Here is a 17,256-nt window from a genome sequence, read left to right on the forward strand (position 1 = left end):
TAACGCTCCGCACCTTAGCTTGCCTCTCGAACCTGCCGGTCAGGGCAGCAACAGAGAGACGCGAACGCACATGACCCGCTCCGACAACACTCCCTCCGTGACGAAGCGCCACCGCAAGGCTCTCCTGGCCGGCGTCGTCGGTCTCGCGCTCGCCGGCGTCGTAGCCGGCCAGTTCGTGCCGCCGCTCAACGCCCCCGCCGCAGCCCAGATCACCACCAGCCAGCCGGCCGGCACCTTCTCCTTCGCCGACATCGTCGAGAAGGTCTCGCCCGCCGTCGTCTCGGTGAAGGTGAAGAAGGATGCGGGCAACGAGCAGATGGCCATGGGCGGCGATCTCGGCGGTAACGTGCCCCCCCAGATCGAGCAGTTCCTGAAGCGCTTCGGCTTTGGTGACGGCCAGGGCCCGATGGGTCCGGGTGGTCCCGGCGGCCCGGGCATGGGTCCCCGCGGCGGCCATGGTCCCAAGGGCGAGCGCCCGGTGGTGGGCCAGGGCTCCGGCTTCATCATCTCCGCCGACGGCTATGTGGTGACCAACAACCACGTGGTGGACGGCGCCGACGAGGTGGACGTGACCACCACGGATGGCAAGGAATACCAGGCCAAGGTGATCGGCACCGATCCGCGCACGGACGTCGCCCTGCTGAAGATCGAGAACGTCACCAACCTGCCGTGGGTGAAGCTCGCGGACGGCGCCCCGCGCGTCGGCGACTGGGTGATCGCGGTGGGCAACCCGTTCGGCCTCGGCGGCACCGTGACCGCCGGCATCGTCTCGGCCCGCGGCCGCGACATCGGCTCGGGTCCCTATGACGACTTCATCCAGATCGACGCCCCCATCAACCGGGGCAATTCGGGTGGCCCGACCTTCTCGCTGAATGGCGAGGTGATCGGCATGAACACCGCCATCGTGTCCCCCTCGGGCGGCAACGTGGGCATCGCCTTCGCCATTCCCTCCGAGACCGTGAAGACGGTGGTGGCCCAGCTGCGCGACAAGGGCTCGGTGGCCCGCGGCTACATCGGCGTGCAGATCCAGCCGGTGACCGAGGATCTCGCCTCCGGCCTCGGCATCAAGGAGACCGAGGGCGCCCTGGTGGCGCAGGTGCAGCCGAACACCCCCGGTGCCAAGGCGGGCCTGAAGGCCGGCGACGTGATCGTGAAGGTGAACGAGGAGGCCATCAAGGACGCCCGCGACCTCACCCGCAAGGTGGGCATGATGAAGCCGGGCACCGAGATCAAGCTCTCGCTGATCCGCGACGCCAAGCCCACGACCCTGTCCCTGGTGCTCGACCAGCTGCCCAACGATCAGGTGGCCTCGCGCACCGGTGCCCCCCAGCAGGGTGAGGATGACAGCGCCGGTGCCAACAAGGACCTGCCGCGCCTCGGCCTCCAGCTCGCGCCCTCCAAGAGCGTGCAGGGCGCCGGCGGCGAAGGTGTGGTGGTGACCGGCGTCGAGCCCAACGGCCCCGCTGCCCAGCGTGGCTTCAAGACCGGCGACGTGATCCTGAAGGTGGGCGACAAGGCCGTCTCCACCCCCAAGGATGTGCGCGACGGCCTCGCCGCCGCCAAGGCGGAGAACCGCAAGGCGGTGCTCATCCAGGTGAAGAGCGGCGAGGGCGTGCGCTTCGTCGCCATCACCCTCGACGCCAAGGCCAAGGGTTGAACCTCGGGCTGAACGTCGGTCTGAACCTGAAGGCTCCGGCGGCTTGACGCCGCTGGAGCAGGTCTTCCGGAGCCGAGGCGGGTTAGCATCGCCCCCCTGATGCCACTTCGGCTCTGATGGCGCGGGATGCTCGCAACGGCATCCCGCGCCAAGTTTTTTCAGCAAGGCCCGGCGCTTTGCCCTTTCCCCTGGCGGGAGTGGTCAAGCCGTCGCGCAAGGCGGCCCCCGCATGGACCTGCCGGCAAGGTGAGCTAGAGTGATGACAGCGAATCTCGATCCGGATCCCCTCACTGCCATGCGCCTCCTCCTTGTCGAGGACGACCGCGACGCCGCCGAATATCTGCGCAAGGCCTTCCGCGAGGCTGGGCACGTGGTGGACCTTGCTGCCGACGGGGAGGTGGGGCTCGCCCTCGCACTCGACGGCAAGTATGACGTGATGGTGGTGGACCGCATGCTGCCCGTGCGCGACGGGCTCTCCCTCGTCACCGAGCTGCGCGGGCGCGGGCACACCACGCCGGTGCTCATCCTCTCGGCCCTCGGCCAGGTGGACGACCGGGTACAGGGCCTGCGCGCCGGCGGCGACGACTACCTGCCCAAGCCCTACGCCTTCACCGAGCTGCTGGCGCGGGTGGAAGCCCTGTCCCGGCGCGGTGTCTCGCAAGGCGCGGAGACGGTCTACAAGGTGTCCGACCTGGAACTGGACCGCCTCGCCCATCGCGTCACCCGCTCCGGCAAGGAGATCCCGCTTCAGCCGCGCGAGTTCCGGCTGCTGGAATATCTCCTGCGCCATGCCGGGCAGGTGGTGACCCGCACCATGCTGCTGGAAAACGTGTGGGACTACCATTTCGACCCGCAGACCAACGTCATCGACGTGCACGTCTCCCGCCTGCGCTCCAAGATCGACAAGGGCTTCGACGTGCCGCTGATCCACACCGTGCGCGGCGCCGGCTACATGGTGCGGGCGGGTGCGGCGTGAGTCGGGCTGGCGTGGGCCGCTCGCTTTCGGTCGCGTGATCTGGCGTGTCCTCATGAAATTCCTCGCCCATCTCGCGCGGCTGGTGCGCACCACGGCGTTCAAGCTGCTGGCGGCCTATCTGCTGGTGTTCGCCGTGTTCGCGGTGTCGGTCATCGTCTACACGGCGTGGCACACCCGCGAGCTGATCCAGGGACAGGTGGCGGACGATCTCGACCGGGAGGTGCGCTTCCTCGCCGAGCAATACCGCATCGGCGGTATCCAGCGCCTGGTCTATGTCATCGACCGGCGGACGCGCCGGCCGGGCTCGTCCATTTACATGATCACCAATTTCCAGGGCGAGGTGCTGGCCACCAACGTCTCGGACCTGCCCATCGGCCTCCTCGACAGGGACGGCACCCGCTTCACCACCTACAACCGCCCGGACGACGCCGGCCTGAAGAGCCATGTGGCCTTCGTGCAGGCCATGATCCTGCCCGGCGGCTACCGCCTGCTCGTCGGCCGCGACATCGAGGAGCGCGACACCCTGCGCGACCTCGTGGCCCGCCCGGCGCAATGGGCGGTGCTGCTCATCGTGGTGCTGGGCCTTGCCGGCGGCGTGTTCGTGACGCGGCGGGTCTTGAAGCGCATCGATTCCATGACCGCTACCGCCGAGACCATCATGGCCGGCAACCTCTCCGGCCGTCTTGCCATGACCGGCACGCAGGACGAGTTCGACCGGCTGGCCCACTCGCTGAACGCCATGCTGGACCGCATCGAGGGCCTGATGCAGGGCCTCAAGGAAGTCTCCGACAACATCGCCCACGACCTGAAGACCCCGCTCACCCGCCTGCGCAACCGCTCCGAGGAGGCGCTGCGCACCGCCCATACGCAGGAGGACTGGCGCGCGGCGCTGGAGGACACCATCGAGGAAAGCGACGGCCTCATCCGCACCTTCGACGCCTTGCTGATGATCGCCCGCGCCGAGGCCGGGCAGGCCCGCGCCATCATGAGCGACCTCGACCTTGCCGAGATCGCCGAGAATGTCTCCGAGCTCTACGAGCCTTTGGCCGACGAGCAGGGCCTCGACCTCGTGGTCACGGTGGCGCCGGTGACCATCCACGGGGTGAAGGAATTGTTGGCGCAGGCGGTGTCCAACCTCATCGACAACGCCATCAAATATGGCCGCCCGGCGGACGGGAGCAGGGGGCGCATCGCCGTCACCCTCTCCCGGCAGGGCGGGGAGGCGGTGCTTGCGGTGGCGGACACCGGGCCGGGCATTCCAGCCTCCGACCGCGAGAGGGTGGTGGAGCGCTTCGTGCGGCTTGAGGCGAGCCGCACGCGTCCCGGCTCCGGGCTCGGCCTCGCACTGGTGGGCGCGGTGGCGCGCCTGCATGGCGGCAACCTGAGCTTCACCGATGGGGCGCCGGGGCTGGTCGCGACGCTACGTTTGCCGGCGAAATAATAGCGCGCCGGGACCGGCTGTCCCGCGCGGGGCCTTAAGGCTTTCGCAGGTGCGATAATTTGCTGTTTACCATGCAGCTTTCGACCGCCCATCAGCGTTGCAATTGTCGAAGAGGGCTTGCGTAACGCAAGGTCCTAATGCTTTTGATGAAACCATGCGCGGGCCCCTCGAACCGGATTCGGCCGACCGGCCATCTCTCGCCGTCCTGATGCGGGAAGCTCCCGTCCTTGGCGATGGGGAGACGGCAAAGATTAAGCTTTTCCAGGCCACGGAGAGTCTGTCCCCGGTGGAACGGGCAGCGCTCGACGGGCTGTTTTCGCGCGCCCCCATGGCGCGCGCCGTCTGCCTCGGCATGGCCGAGGGCTCGCCCTTCCTGCTCGATCTGGTGCGTGCGGAACCGGCGCGGCTGCTGCGCGTGCTGTCCGGTGATCCCCACGTCCATCTTGCCACGCTGATGGCGGATTGCGCGGCCATTGCCGCAAGCGGCGGCGAGGCCGAGGTGATGCGCGCGCTGCGTCGCATGCGCAGCGAGGCGGCGCTGCTGATCGCCCTCGCCGACATGGGCGGCGTCTTCGACCTGATCGCGGTGACGGCGGCGCTGACCGATGTGGCGGACGCGGCATTGCGCGCGGCCCTCGCCTTCCTGCTCGCAGACGCGGCGCGCGCCGGCCGCCTCAAGCCGCCGGATCCCGCCGATCCGGCCTTCGGCTGCGGCCTTGCCGTGATCGCCATGGGCAAGCACGGCGCGCGCGAGCTCAATTATTCCAGCGACATCGACCTCGTGGTGGTGTTCGATCGCGAGAAGGCGCCCCTCGCGGAGGCGGTCTCCGCCGCGCCCTTCTTCGTAAAGATCACGCAGGGTCTGGTGCGTCTGCTCCAGGAGCGCACAGCGGACGGCTATGTGCTGCGCGTGGACCTGCGCCTGCGGCCCGATCCGGGCTCGACGGCGGTGGCCCTCTCCACCACCGCCGCCCTCGACTATTACGAGCGCGAGGGTGCCACCTGGGAACGCGCCGCCTACATCAAGGCCCGCCCGGTGGCCGGGGACCTGGCGGTGGGGCGGACCTTCCTTGCTGAGCTGTCGCCCTTCGTGTGGCGGCGCGGGCTGGATTTCCAGGCCATTGCCGATGTCCACGCCATGAAGCGGGAAATCCACGCCTTCCGGGGCCACGACGTGGTGGCGGTGGAAGGCCACAATGTGAAACTCGGGCGCGGTGGCATCCGCGAGGTGGAATTCTTCGTCCAGACCCAGCAGCTCATCGCCGGCGGCCGTGATCCGCTGCTGCGCAACTCCCGGACGCTGGAAGCGCTCGATGCCCTGACCGCCCACCGCTGGATCGAGCCGGCCGTGCGCGATGTGCTCGCCGAGGCCTATGTGTTCCTGCGCCGGGTGGAGCACCGCATCCAGATGGTGGCGGACGCCCAGACCCATTCCCTGCCCGAGAGCCGCCCCGCCATGGAGGGCTTCGCGCGCTTCATGGGATATCCCGACCGCGACGCCTTCGCGGCCGCCCTGGTGACGCGCCTCCAGACCGTGCAGACCCATTACGCCAACCTGTTCGAGGACGTGGCGCCCCCCGCCGTGCTCGACGCCGACCTCGTCTTCCCGCCCGACGAGAACGACCGCAAGACGCTGGCCGCCCTGTCCCGCCTCGGCTTTCGCGATCCGGCGGCGGCCAGCGGCATGGTCCGGCGCTGGCTGTCCGGCGGGCCGCGCGCGCTGAAAGGCGAGAGTGCGCGGGCGCACCTTGCCCGCATCGTTCCCTTGATGCTGGAGGCGCTCGCCCGGGGCGGCGATCCGGACGGGGCGCTGGCCGCCGCCGACCGCTTCCTGAGCGACCTGCCCGGCCCGCAGCTGCTGACCGCCCTCGACCGGCATCCGGATCTGGTGCGGCTGCTGGCCACCATCCTCACCGCCGCGCCGCGCCTTGGCGAGACGCTGGCGCGCCGGCCGTCCCTCACGGATGCGCTGCTCGACCCCGCCTTCTTCGACGTGCTGCCGGACGAGGCGGGCCTCACCGCCCATCTGGAGCATCTGCTCGACACCGCGGACACGGACGAGGAGCAACTCGACCGCGCGCGGCGGTTCCGGCAGGAGCAGCACGTGCTCATCGGGGTGCGCATCGCCTCCGGCACGCTGGAGGCGGCACGGGCGGGCGAAGCCTATGCGACGCTGGCCGAAGTGATCATCCGCGCCCTGCACCGCCGGGTCTGGGCCCGCTTCAGGGAGGCCCACGGCACCATCGCGGGGGCGCAGACGGCGGTGCTCGCCATGGGCAAGCTCGGCGGGCGGGAGATGACGGCGGGGTCCGACCTCGACCTCATCGTGCTCTACGATTTCGACGCCGACGCCGACCCCACCTCCGACGGTGCCCGCCCGCTCACCGGCGCGCAGTATTTCGCCCGCTTCACCCAGCGCCTCGTTACCGCGCTGACCTCGCTCACCAATGCCGGCAAGCTTTACGACGTGGACCTGCGGCTGCGCCCCTCCGGCCGCTCCGGCCCGGTGGCGACGCGCCTTGCCTCCTTCGCCACCTACCAGCGGGAGGAGGCCTGGACCTGGGAGCACATGGCGCTGACCCGCGCCCGCGTGATCGCGGCCGCGCCCGAATTCGGGGCGAAGGTGCGGCAGGTGATCTGCGCCGTCATGGGCCAGCCGCGCGATCCGCGTCGGCTGGCTGGCGACATCCTGGATATGCGCCGGTCCATCGCCGCCGAGAAGGGCGAGGGCGACATGTGGAACCTGAAGCACGCCGCCGGCGGCCAGGTGGATGTGGAGTTCCTCGCCCAGTATCTCGTGCTCGCGCACGCCTATGCCCATTCCGAAATCGTGGACACGGCCACCGCCCGCGTGCTCGCCACCGCCGCGCGGCTGGGGCTGTTGGAACCGGAAGATGCGCACGTGCTCCAGCGCGCCTGCCGGCTCTATCAGAACCTCACCCAGGTGCTGCGGCTGGCGGTGGATGCCCATATCGTGCCGGCGGACGCGAGCCCGGCGCTGCGGGCGCTTCTGGCCCGCGCCGGCGAGATGCCGGACTTCGCCACCCTGGACGCCGACCTCGCCGACACCCAGGCCAAGGTCCGGGCGATCTTCGAGCGCATGCTGGAGATGGCCGCAGAGTGAGGACGGCGCGCGGCGGCGTTCGGGCGAACCCGCCTCAGCCTTGCAGGCGGAACTTGCGGAAGTCGCGGTGCTCGGTGGAGATCCGGCGTACCGTGCCGGTGGCGGCGCGCAGCACGATGGTGTCGGTCTCGATCACCTCGCGGCTGAAGCGCACGCCCTTCAGGAGCGCGCCGTCGGTGACGCCGGTGGCGGCCACCAGGCAGTCGCCGCGCACCATCTCTTCCAGCTTGTAGATCTTGGCGCCGTCGCGGATGCCGAGGGCCTTGGCCTGGGCGCGCTTCTTCTCGGTGTCGAGCACCAGGCGGCCTTCCATCTGGCCGCCGATGCAGCGCAGGGCCGCTGCCGCGAGGATGCCCTCGGCCGCGCCGCCGAGGCCGAGATAGATGTCGATGCCGCTCTCGTGCGGGTTGGTGGTGTGGATCACCCCCGCCACGTCGCCGTCGGTGATGAGCTTGATGGCGGCGCCGGTCTTGCGCACCGCCTCCACCAGCGGCGCATGGCGCGGGCGGTCGAGGATGAGGGCGGTGATCTCGGAGGTCGGCACGCCCTTGGCGTCGGCCAGGGCCTGGATGTTCTCCTGCGGGCTCTGGGCGAGCGACACGATGCCGTCCGGATAGCCGGGACCGATGGCCAGCTTCTCCATGTAGGCGTCGGGCACCTTCAGCAGGGAGCCGCGCTCGGCGATCACCAGCACGCAGAGCGAGCCTTCCATGTTCTTGGCGCAGAGCGTGGAGCCTTCCAGCGCGTCCACGGCGAGGTCCACCTCGGCACCGCCGGCGCCCAGCTTCTCGCCCACGAACAACTGGTCGCACTCGCCCTCGATGCCCTCGCCGATCACTACCGTGCCGGAGACGGGAATGAGGTTCAGCTCCCGGTGGCAGGCAGCCATGGCGGCAAGGTCGGCCGCCTGCTCGTCGCCGCGGCCGCGCAGTCGGGCGGCAGCGACGGCGCAGCGTTCGGTCACCTGGGCCATGTCCAGGGAGAGACGACGGTCGAGCACCTGGGGCATCCGGGCAACGCGCATGGCCGTCAATCCTTCTCGATGCGGATCACCTGGGGCAGGGCGGAGATGACCCCGTCTGCCTCGATGGCGGCAATGGCGCGGCGCACGGCTTCTTCCGTGGTCGCATAGGTGATGAGGATGACGCGCGCCGTCTCTGCCCCGTCGGGCCGGCGCTGCATGATGGATTCGAGCGAAATCTGCTCGTCCGCCATGCGCCGGGCGATGGTGGCGGCGGTGCCCGGCTTGTTCACCACCGCGAGGCGGATGTAGTAGCCACCCTCATGGCGCTGCATGGCGGCGCGCTCGGCCTTGGTCAGCTCGGCCACGGGCAGGCCGAAGGCGTAGCCCCTGGCGCCGCGGGCCACGTCGAACAGGTCGCCCACCACGGCGGAGGCGGTGGCCGCGCCGCCGGCGCCGGGGCCGACCAGCGTCAGCGCCACCGCATCGCCGTCCACCGCCACCGCGTTGGTGACGCCGGACACCTGGGCGATGGGCCAGTGCTTGGGCACCATGGTGGGATGCACCCGCTGCTCGATGCCGGTTTCGGTGCGCACGGCGACGCCCAGCAGCTTCACCCGGTAGCCGAGGTCGTCCGCCGCCTCGAGGTCGGCGAGGGTCAGCTGGCGGATGCCCTCCACATAGATGGAGTCCGCATCCACCTGGGTGCCGAAGGCCAGCGAAGTGAGGATGGCGAGCTTGTGGGCGGTGTCGAAGCCGTCGATGTCGAAGGTGGGGTCTGCCTCCGCATAGCCGAGCCGCTGCGCCTCGCCGAGGCAGACGTGGAAGGAGAGCTTCTCCTCCGCCATGCGGGTGAGGATGTAGTTGCAGGTGCCGTTGAGGATGCCCGAGACACGCTCGATGGTGTTGCCGGCCAGCGACTCGCGCAGGGTCTTCACGATGGGGATGCCGCCCGCCACCGCCGCCTCGAAATGCAGGCCAGCGCCGGAAGCCTCCGCCCGCTGGGCGAGTTCCACGCCGCATTTGGCCAGCAGCGCCTTGTTGGCGGTGACCACCGGGATGCCGCGGTCGAGGGCGGCAGTGACCGCTGCCTTGGCCGGGTCGCCGTCGCCGCCCATCAGCTCCACGAACACGTCGATGTCGCCATCGCGGGCGAGCGCTACCGGGTCCTCGAACCAGGCCACGCCGGCAAGGTCGAGGCCACGGTCGCGGCTGCGGTCGCGGGCGGCCACCGCCGTCACCGCGAGGGTGCGGCCGGTGCGGGCCTGAAGCTCGGCCTTACGGCGTTCGAGCATGCGGAACACCGCCGCCCCGACGGTGCCGAGGCCGGCAAGGCCCACTTTCAGTTCGCTCATGGGATCGGACCGGTTCTTCGCCTGATGGAAAGCGCCGCGCTTTTAGCGCGCGGCGCCCGGATGCACCACTCGTCCCGGCGGTTCCGGTCTGCGACCGGTACCGAGAGGGTCGCTCAAGGGCCGAGGGGCTTTGGTATCAGCGCGCGGCGCTGAGGGGCACCACATTGTGGAGGGTCGTGCCCGCCTGCTCGAAGAAGCGGCGGATGTTGCGCGCCGCCTGGCGGATGCGCTGCTCGTTCTCCACCACGGCGATGCGGACGAAGTCGTCCCCGTGCTCGCCGAAGCCGACGCCGGGTGCCACCGCCACGTCCGCCTTCTCGATGAGCAGCTTGGCGAATTCGACCGAGCCCATGGCACGGAACGGCTCGGGGATAGGCGCCCAGGCAAACATGGAGGCGCGGGGCGAGGGCACCGGGAAGCCGGCGCGGCCGAAGCTCTCCACCAGCGCGTCGCGGCGCTTCTTATAGGTCTCGCGCATCTCGGCGATGCATTCCTGCGGGCCGTTGAGCGCCGCCGTCGCCGCCACCTGGATCGGCGTGTAGGCGCCGTAGTCAAGGTACGACTTCACCCGCGACAGGGCGGCGATGAGGCGCTCGTTGCCCACCGCGAAGCCCATGCGCCAGCCAGCCATGGAATAGGTCTTGGACATGGAAGTGAATTCCACCGTCACGTCCATGGCGCCCGGCACCTGCAGCACGGAGGGCGGCGGGGTGTCGTCGAAATACAGCTCGGCATAGGCGAGGTCGGAAAGGACGATGAGGTCGTTCTTCTTCGCGAAGGCCACCACATCCTTGTAGAATTCCAGGTCCGCCACGCAGGCCGTGGGGTTGGACGGATAGCACAGCACCACCGCTATGGGCTTGGGGATGGAGTGCTGCACCGCCCGTTCCATGGCGTGGAAGAACTCCGGCCCCGGCTCCACCGGCACCGAACGGATCACGCCGCCCGCCATCAGGAAGCCGAAGGCGTGGATGGGATAGGACGGGTTGGGGGTCAGGATCACGTCGCCCGGCGCGGTGATGGCCTGCGCCATGTTGGCGAAGCCTTCCTTCGAGCCGAGGGTGGCCACCACGTGCTTGTCGGGATCCAGCTTCACGCCGAATCGCCGCTCGTAATAATTCGCCTGGGCGCGGCGCAGGCCGGGGATGCCCTTGGACGCGGAATAGCGGTCCGTGCGCGGCTTGCCGATGGTTTCCTTGAGCTTCTCGATCACATGCGCCGGCGCATCGAGGTCCGGATTGCCCATGCCGAGGTCGACGATATCAGCCCCGGCATTGCGGGCGGCGGCCTTCACGCGGTTCACTTGCTCGAACACGTAGGGCGGCAGCCGGCGAATGCGGTGGAAATCGGTCGTCATCTCAGGGCTCCAGAGGCCGCGCTGTTGCTCATTCTCCCGGCGCGGCAGTCGGGCTTTGTATCATTCTTGTGTGAATGGAAAAGACATGAATGCGATGGGAGTGCGGCAGAACCCTGTCCACCGCACTGCAATATGCCTCCGGTCGCGCGCGGGCGGCTATTTATCCTGGGTCCGGGCGAGGCTTTCCAGGTCGCGCTGCAGCTTCTGCTGGCCTTCCGGCGTCAGCGGCGGCCGCTTCGTCGACGACGCGGTGGTGCCGATGGTGGGGAAGGCATTGGCTGGCACCTCCTGCACATTGGTGTGCGGCGGCGTCAGGCCCGGCAGGCCCTCGCTTCCCGCGCAGGCGGCAAGGGCGCTGACAAGCGCTCCGGCCAAGGTGGCGCGCAGCAGGGCGCGGCCACCGGCGAGGGCGGTCGTGCGCGGGCGGTTGGGCGGCGTCGGGCAGGGGCCGGCCGGTGGGGTCGCAACCTGGATCATCTGTCCCTTATAACGCTGCGGTGCACACTTGCCATGGGGAGGTTTCGCATTGACGGACTTTGCATAAACGGGTCCGGCATGATCCTGTGGTTGCGCGTCGGCTGCGCTCGCCTGAGGCTCGATCCCGTCATCTGGACGGAGTATGAAGGACAGGCGCGTAGCGATAAAGATGGACCGAGCCTTCCGTAACGGCCCACCAAGAGGGAATGACCCATGTCCCGTGCAGAGGAAACGTCGAACATGGCAGGGAACGGCAAAGGCATGGCTCCGCCCGTGGAGATGCCCGCTCCGCACCTGACCGTGGTGCCTCCGGCACCGGCCGAGGCGCCGAAACCGGCTGCCGGCACGGCGTTGGAGACGAAGGGCGCGTCCGCAGAGGGGGCGTCCGCCGCCGGGTCCAAGACCCGCGCCCCGTCGCCCGCTGCCGCACCCGCTGGCGGCGACGGCGCGCGCAGCGGCATGGACGTGGAGGTCCTCGCCCGCAACCTCGCCCAGATGATGGAGGAGGGCGGTAAGGCCATGGCGGCCTACCTGACCCCGCGCCATCCGGGCAAGACCGACGACATGGCCGAGGACATCGCCGACGCTCTCAAGACCGTGAGCCATGTGGCCGAATACTGGATGGCCGATCCCCAGCGCACGGTGGAGGCGCAGTCGCGCCTGATGGCCGGCTATCTCTCGGTCTGGGCCAACACCATGAAGCGCCTTGCGGGGGAGGAGGTAGCGCCCGTCACCAAGCCCGACGCCAGGGACGCCCGCTTCAAGGACCAGGGGTGGAACGACAGCCCCATCTTCGACGCGCTCAAGCAGGCCTATCTCGTCACCGCCAAATGGGCGGAGGACATGGTGGAGGAGGCCGAGGGCCTCGACCCGCACCTGAAGCACAAGGCCGAATTCCTGGTGCGCCAGGTTTCCAACGCCATCTCGCCCTCGAACTTCGTGATGACCAATCCCGAGCTCATCCGCGAGACCATGAGCTCGTCCGGCGAGAACCTCGTCAAGGGCATGCGGAACCTCACCGCGGACCTGATCGAGGGCAAGGGCACGCTCAAGATCCGCCAGACCGACACGAGCGCGTTCGAGGTGGGCCGCAACCTCGCCACCACCCCGGGCAAGGTGATCTTCGAGAACGAGCTGATGCAGCTCATCCAGTACGAGGCCACGACCGCGAGCGTGAAGAAGACGCCACTCCTCATCGTGCCGCCCTGGATTAACAAGTTCTATATTCTGGACCTGACGGCCGAGAAGTCCTTCATCAAGTGGCTGGTGGACCAGGGAGTCAGCGTCTTCGTCATCTCCTGGGTCAATCCGGATGCCCGGCTGGCCGCCAAGGGCTTCGACGATTACATGCGCGAGGGCATCATGACCGCCCTCGACCAGGTGGCCATCGCCACCGGCGAGCGGCAGGCCCACGCCATGGGCTATTGCGTGGGCGGCACCCTGCTCGCCACCACGCTCGCCTACATGGCCTCCACCGGGGACGATCGCATCGCGTCCGCCACCTTCCTCACCACCCAGATCGACTTCACCCATGCGGGCGATCTCAAGGTGTTCGTGGATGAGGAGCAGCTGGCCTCCATCGAGCGCAAGATGAAGGACATGGGGTATCTCGAGGGCAGCAAGATGGCGTCCGCCTTCAACCTGCTGCGCTCCAACGACCTGATCTGGCCCTATGTGGTGAACAACTACATGAAGGGCAAGGCGCCGTTCCCGTTCGACCTGCTGTTCTGGAACGCCGATTCCACCCGCATGCCGGCGGCGAACCACTCCTTCTACCTGCGCAACTGCTACCTCACCAACAACATCGCCCGCGGGCTCGCCGAGCTCGGCGGCATTCGCATCGACGTGCACAAGATCACCGTGCCGGTCTACTCGCTCGCCACCAAGGAAGACCACATCGCGCCGCCGAACTCGGTCTATATCGGTGCCAACCTGCTGTCCGGCCCGGTGCGCTACGTGCTCGCCGGCTCCGGCCACATCGCCGGCGTGGTGAACCCGCCGGTCAGGAACAAGTACCAGTACTGGGCGGACGGTCCCATCGGGCCCAGCTTCGACCTGTGGCTGGAAGGCGCGCGGGAGACCGCGGGCTCGTGGTGGCCGGACTGGATCTCGTGGTTCGATGCCCAGCATCCCGGCGAGGTCCCCGCCCGCGCCATCGGCGGCGACCGGCTCACCCCCATCGAGGACGCGCCGGGCCGCTACGTGCGGGCGCGCAGCTGAGGCAGCGTTTCGCGTGGATGGTGCGGGCAGGCCCGTACCATCCACGCTGAAGCTTTTTTGCCGAAGCTTTTTTGAGCGAGGGCGGAGGCTGGATCCGCGCCTCTCTGTGCGCGGCCCGCCCGGTGCATGCCTCAACCTTTACCAACCGCCTTTCGCGCAACGCCGCTTGCGGTTAGTTTATCGGGTGGCCCGACATGCGGCCGAAGATCAGGTCGAGGCCCCGTGCGTTACGTTTCCACCCGTGGTGAAGCTCCCGTTCTCTCCTTCTCCGACGCGCTGCTCGCGGGGCTTGCGCGCGACGGCGGCCTCTATCTGCCCGAGGCCTGGCCGACCCTTTCCCGGGACGAGATCGCCGCGCTGGCGGGAAAACCATACGCTGCCGTCGCCAAGGCGGTGATCGGCCCGTTCGTGGCCGACGCGCTGCCGCAGCGCGCCCTCGACTTGATGATCGACGACGCCTATGCGGGCTTCCGTCATCCGGCCGTGGCCCCGCTGACCCAGATCGGCGCCAACCGCTTCATCCTCGAGCTGTTCCATGGCCCCACGTTGGCCTTCAAGGACGTGGCGATGCAACTGCTCGCCCGGCTGATGGACCATGTGCTGGCCTCGCGCGGCAGCCGGGCCACCATCGTCGGCGCTACCTCCGGCGACACCGGCAGCGCGGCCATCGAGGCGTTCCGGCGCTCGGATGCGGTGGATGTCTTCATCCTCTATCCCCACGGCCGGGTGTCCGAGGTGCAGCGGCGGCAGATGACCACGGTCAACTCGCCGAGCGTCCATGCCATCGCGGTGGAAGGCACGTTTGACGACTGCCAGAACCTGGTCAAAGCCATGTTCAACCACCACGCCTTCCGCGACTCCCTGGCGCTGGCGGGTGTGAATTCCATCAACTGGGCGCGGATCGTGGCCCAGGTGGTCTATTATTTCTATGCCGCCACCGCCCTGGGCGCGCCCCATCGCGAAGTCTCCTTCGTGGTGCCCACCGGCAATTTCGGCGACATCCTCGCCGGCTGGGTGGCGAAGAAGATGGGCCTGCCCATTCGCGACCTCACCATCGCCACCAACGTCAACGACATTCTGGTGCGCACCCTGGACAGCGGCCGCTATGAGGTGAAGGGGGTGCTGCCCTCCACCTCGCCGTCCATGGACATCCAGATCTCCTCCAATTTCGAGCGCCTGCTGTTCGAGGCCCTGGACCGTGACAGCGCGGCGCTGCGCCAGCTCATGGATTCGCTGGCCCAGTCTGGCTCCTTCAGCGTGCCGCGCGGCGCGTTGGCCGCCATCTGCGCCGACTTCTCCGCCGGCCGCGCCGACGAGCCGGAGACCGCCGCCACCATCGCCAAGCTCTACCAGTCCACCGGCTATCTCTGCGATCCGCACACGGCGGTGGGCCTTGCCGTGGCGGACAAGGTGGAGCACGCGGCCAAGGTGCCGCAGGTGGTGCTCTCCACCGCCCATCCCGCCAAGTTCCCCGATGCGGTGGAAGCCGCCACCGGCCATCGACCTGCCCTGCCGCCCCACATGGCGGACCTCTTGACCCGCCGGGAGAGTGTCAGCGTGCTGCCCAACGACCTTGCCGCCATCGAGACCTTCATCCGCGCCCGTGCGCGCATTGCGCGGGGCGCGGCGGCATGAGCGTGAAGATTTCGGTTCTCGACAACGGCGTCACCGTCATCACCGACGAAATGAGCCACCTCGGCACCGCTTCCCTCGGCATCTGGGTGGGCGCGGGGGCGCGGGACGAGCAGGAGGACGAGCACGGCATCTCCCACCTCCTGGAGCACATGGCCTTCAAGGGCACGCGCCGGCGCTCCGCCCGCCGCATCGCCGAGGAGATCGAGCAGGTGGGCGGCGACATCAATGCCGCAACCTCCGTGGAGCAGACCACCTACAATGTCCGCGTGCTGGGGGAGGACGTGGGCCTCGGCATCGACATCCTCGCCGACATCCTCACCGAGCCGGCCTTCGCCCCCGACGAGTTGGAGCGGGAGAAGAACGTGATCGTTCAGGAGATCGGCGCGGTCATGGACACGCCCGACGACCTGGTGTTCGACCTGTTCCAGGAGCAGGCCTTTCCGGGCCAGAGTGTTGGCCGCTCCATCCTCGGTACGCCGGACACGGTGCGGGCCTTCAGCCGCGACCAGCTCGGCGCCTATCTCGGGCGCACCTATCGCGGCCCCCGCATGGTGGTGGCCGCCGCCGGCGCGGTGGAGCACGACCGGCTGGTGGAGGAGGCGGCGCAGCGGCTGAAGATCATCGCGCCCGCCACCAAGCCGGAGCTGCCGCAAGCCACCTATGGCGGCGGCACCCGCCTGCTGGCCCGGGACCTGGAGCAGGTGCACGTGCTGCTGGGGCTCGAAGGCTGCTCCTACAAGGACCCCGAATATCACGCGGTGCAGGTGCTCGCGAACGTGCTCGGCGGCGGCATGTCCTCGCGCCTGTTCCAGGATGTGCGCGAGGATCGGGGCCTCTGCTACTCCATCTATGCCTTCCATTGGAGCTATCAGGATACCGGCTTGTTCGGCGTCTATGCCGGCACCGACACCGGCGACGTTGAGGAACTGTCCAACGCGGTCATCGACCAGATCCTCGACACGGCGGAAACTGTGACCGAGCTGGAGGTGGCCCGAGCCAAGGCGCAGATGAAGGTGGGGCTGCTCGCCGCGCTGGAGAGTTCCGGCGCGCGGGCGGACCAGCTCGCCCGGCAGATCCTCGGCTTCGGCCGGGTGATTCCGGTGGAGGAGATCGTGGCGCGGGTGGATGCGGTGGACGTGGCTGGGGTGCGCCGGGCGGCGCAGGGCCTCATCGGCCGCGGACGGCCGACGCTGACCGCCATCGGTCCGGGCGGCGGCCTTGAGCCTGCCGCACGGGCGGTGGAGCGTTTGAAGGTTCACTAGAGTAAGCGTTGGTGAGTTGGCGCGATCCGTCGGTCGGATCGCATCGCGTGCCGGTCGGCACGTGTTCATGTCCTGGGAGTGCCCGCCTGACCTGCCCCGGCCCGGGTGGAACGCTCCCTGGGTCGATACGGATTTCCTTCGGGGCGTACCATGTGGCCGCTGAGTTCCGTCCTAATGATCGAGCCGCTCCCCGTCATCGAGGGCAACGGCGTCTATCTGCGCCTGCCCCAGATGAAGGATTTTGGGCTGTGGCGGGATCTGCGGGAGGAAAGCCGCTCCTTCCTCACTCCGTGGGAGCCGTTGTGGCCGGCGGATGATCTGACGCGCGGGGCCTTCCGCCGCCGCCTGCGGCGCTACACGCGGGACATGGTCGCCGACGAGGCCTATCCGCTCTTCATCTTCCGCCACTCGGATCACGCGCTGCTCGGCGGCCTCACCCTCTCGAACGTGCGCCGGGGCGTGTGCCAGGCGGCGAGCCTCGGCTACTGGATGGGGGCGCCTTTTGCCGGCCAGGGCTACATGCAGGCGGCGGTGACAGCGCTTCTGCCCGTGGCCTACGACATGCTGCACCTGCGCCGCATCGAGGCGGCGTGCATGCCCTCCAACCAGCCGTCCATCCGCCTGCTGGAAAGCTGCGGCTTTGTGCGGGAGGGCTATTCGCGGGAATATCTGTGTATCAACGGAACGTGGGAGGACCACATCCTGTTCGGCCGCCTGCGCCACGACCAGCCGCTGCGCGAGAGCGCGCGCCGCGCCGCGCTCGAGCAGGTGCCACCGGCCGCGCAGTAGGG

General features: G+C 68.9%; 12 protein-coding genes. 8 read left to right on the top strand and 4 right to left on the bottom strand.

Going from position 1 to position 17,256, the window contains the following annotated elements; translation table 11 throughout:
* Window positions 1-70: 70 nt before the first annotated feature.
* The 4 genes from FZ033_RS16015 to FZ033_RS16030 all read left to right on the top strand — a co-directional run bounded on the left by FZ033_RS16015 (window position 71) and on the right by FZ033_RS16030 (window position 7,198).
* The gene (locus tag FZ033_RS16015; RefSeq protein ID WP_149577115.1) at window positions 71-1,657 is read left to right on the top strand and encodes a Do family serine endopeptidase; all 1,587 of its coding nucleotides are present in this window, start codon (window positions 71-73) and stop codon (window positions 1,655-1,657) included.
* A gap of 259 nt (window positions 1,658-1,916) precedes the next feature.
* Window positions 1,917-2,633, top strand: coding sequence for a winged helix-turn-helix domain-containing protein (locus FZ033_RS16020; protein WP_269149869.1), 717 nt, complete (start codon window positions 1,917-1,919; stop codon window positions 2,631-2,633).
* A gap of 52 nt (window positions 2,634-2,685) precedes the next feature.
* Window positions 2,686-4,074, top strand: coding sequence for an ATP-binding protein (locus tag FZ033_RS16025; protein ID WP_149577116.1), 1,389 nt, complete (start codon window positions 2,686-2,688; stop codon window positions 4,072-4,074).
* A 154-nt stretch (window positions 4,075-4,228) separates the two neighbouring features.
* Window positions 4,229-7,198 carry a bifunctional [glutamine synthetase] adenylyltransferase/[glutamine synthetase]-adenylyl-L-tyrosine phosphorylase gene (locus tag FZ033_RS16030; RefSeq protein WP_149577117.1) on the top strand — a complete coding sequence of 990 codons (2,970 nt, stop codon included), beginning with the start codon at window positions 4,229-4,231 and terminating at the stop codon, window positions 7,196-7,198.
* 34 nt (window positions 7,199-7,232) lie between these two features.
* Here FZ033_RS16030 and glpX read toward each other — a convergent pair whose 3' ends face one another.
* From glpX to FZ033_RS16050, 4 genes are all read right to left on the bottom strand, one after another.
* Complete coding sequence (gene glpX, locus FZ033_RS16035; protein ID WP_149577118.1) at window positions 7,233-8,222, bottom strand: class II fructose-bisphosphatase; 990 nt, start codon at window positions 8,220-8,222, stop codon at window positions 7,233-7,235.
* Window positions 8,223-8,227: 5 nt separating this feature from the next.
* Window positions 8,228-9,514 (bottom strand): homoserine dehydrogenase, encoded by a 1,287-nt coding sequence (locus tag FZ033_RS16040; RefSeq protein WP_149577119.1) that lies wholly within the window; start codon window positions 9,512-9,514, stop codon window positions 8,228-8,230.
* A gap of 136 nt (window positions 9,515-9,650) precedes the next feature.
* Window positions 9,651-10,871 (bottom strand): LL-diaminopimelate aminotransferase, encoded by a 1,221-nt coding sequence (locus tag FZ033_RS16045; RefSeq protein WP_138398099.1) that lies wholly within the window; start codon window positions 10,869-10,871, stop codon window positions 9,651-9,653.
* Window positions 10,872-11,027: 156 nt separating this feature from the next.
* The gene (locus FZ033_RS16050; protein ID WP_149577120.1) at window positions 11,028-11,348 is read right to left on the bottom strand and encodes a hypothetical protein; all 321 of its coding nucleotides are present in this window, start codon (window positions 11,346-11,348) and stop codon (window positions 11,028-11,030) included.
* Window positions 11,349-11,609: 261 nt separating this feature from the next.
* Here FZ033_RS16050 and phaC point away from each other — a divergent pair, with 261 nt between their 5' ends.
* The 4 genes from phaC to FZ033_RS16070 all read left to right on the top strand — a co-directional run bounded on the left by phaC (window position 11,610) and on the right by FZ033_RS16070 (window position 17,254).
* The gene (gene phaC, locus FZ033_RS16055; RefSeq protein ID WP_232847513.1) at window positions 11,610-13,568 is read left to right on the top strand and encodes a class I poly(R)-hydroxyalkanoic acid synthase; all 1,959 of its coding nucleotides are present in this window, start codon (window positions 11,610-11,612) and stop codon (window positions 13,566-13,568) included.
* 222 nt (window positions 13,569-13,790) lie between these two features.
* Window positions 13,791-15,203, top strand: a complete 1,413-nt coding sequence (gene thrC, locus FZ033_RS16060; protein WP_149577121.1) for a threonine synthase — start codon at window positions 13,791-13,793, stop codon at window positions 15,201-15,203.
* A complete protein-coding gene (locus FZ033_RS16065) occupies window positions 15,200-16,465 on the top strand; it encodes a M16 family metallopeptidase (RefSeq protein WP_149577122.1) in 1,266 nt (421 codons plus the stop codon). Before thrC ends, FZ033_RS16065 begins: the two co-directional genes overlap by 4 nt.
* A 174-nt stretch (window positions 16,466-16,639) precedes the next feature.
* Window positions 16,640-17,254: a GNAT family N-acetyltransferase gene (locus FZ033_RS16070; protein WP_232847514.1), complete on the top strand. Its 615-nt coding sequence runs from the start codon at window positions 16,640-16,642 to the stop codon at window positions 17,252-17,254.
* Window positions 17,255-17,256: the final 2 nt, after the last annotated feature.

Source organism: Xanthobacter oligotrophicus (genome assembly GCF_008364685.1).
Lineage (GTDB): Bacteria > Pseudomonadota > Alphaproteobacteria > Rhizobiales > Xanthobacteraceae > Xanthobacter > Xanthobacter oligotrophicus.

Bases quoted from the DNA above. Each gene is read 5' to 3' on its own strand.
- FZ033_RS16025 (WP_149577116.1), top strand. From the start codon at position 2,686: ATGAAATTCCTCGCCCATCTCGCGCGGCTGGTGCGCACCACGGCGTTC.
- FZ033_RS16045 (WP_138398099.1), bottom strand. From the start codon at position 10,871: ATGACGACCGATTTCCACCGCATTCGCCGGCTGCCGCCCTACGTGTTC.
- FZ033_RS16070 (WP_232847514.1), top strand. From the start codon at position 16,640: ATGATCGAGCCGCTCCCCGTCATCGAGGGCAACGGCGTCTATCTGCGC.
- FZ033_RS16020 (WP_269149869.1), top strand. From the start codon at position 1,917: ATGACAGCGAATCTCGATCCGGATCCCCTCACTGCCATGCGCCTCCTC.
- FZ033_RS16040 (WP_149577119.1), bottom strand. From the start codon at position 9,514: ATGAGCGAACTGAAAGTGGGCCTTGCCGGCCTCGGCACCGTCGGGGCG.
- FZ033_RS16050 (WP_149577120.1), bottom strand. From the start codon at position 11,348: ATGATCCAGGTTGCGACCCCACCGGCCGGCCCCTGCCCGACGCCGCCC.
- FZ033_RS16015 (WP_149577115.1), top strand. From the start codon at position 71: ATGACCCGCTCCGACAACACTCCCTCCGTGACGAAGCGCCACCGCAAG.
- glpX (WP_149577118.1), bottom strand. From the start codon at position 8,222: ATGCGCGTTGCCCGGATGCCCCAGGTGCTCGACCGTCGTCTCTCCCTG.
- FZ033_RS16030 (WP_149577117.1), top strand. From the start codon at position 4,229: ATGCGCGGGCCCCTCGAACCGGATTCGGCCGACCGGCCATCTCTCGCC.
- FZ033_RS16065 (WP_149577122.1), top strand. From the start codon at position 15,200: ATGAGCGTGAAGATTTCGGTTCTCGACAACGGCGTCACCGTCATCACC.
- phaC (WP_232847513.1), top strand. From the start codon at position 11,610: ATGGCTCCGCCCGTGGAGATGCCCGCTCCGCACCTGACCGTGGTGCCT.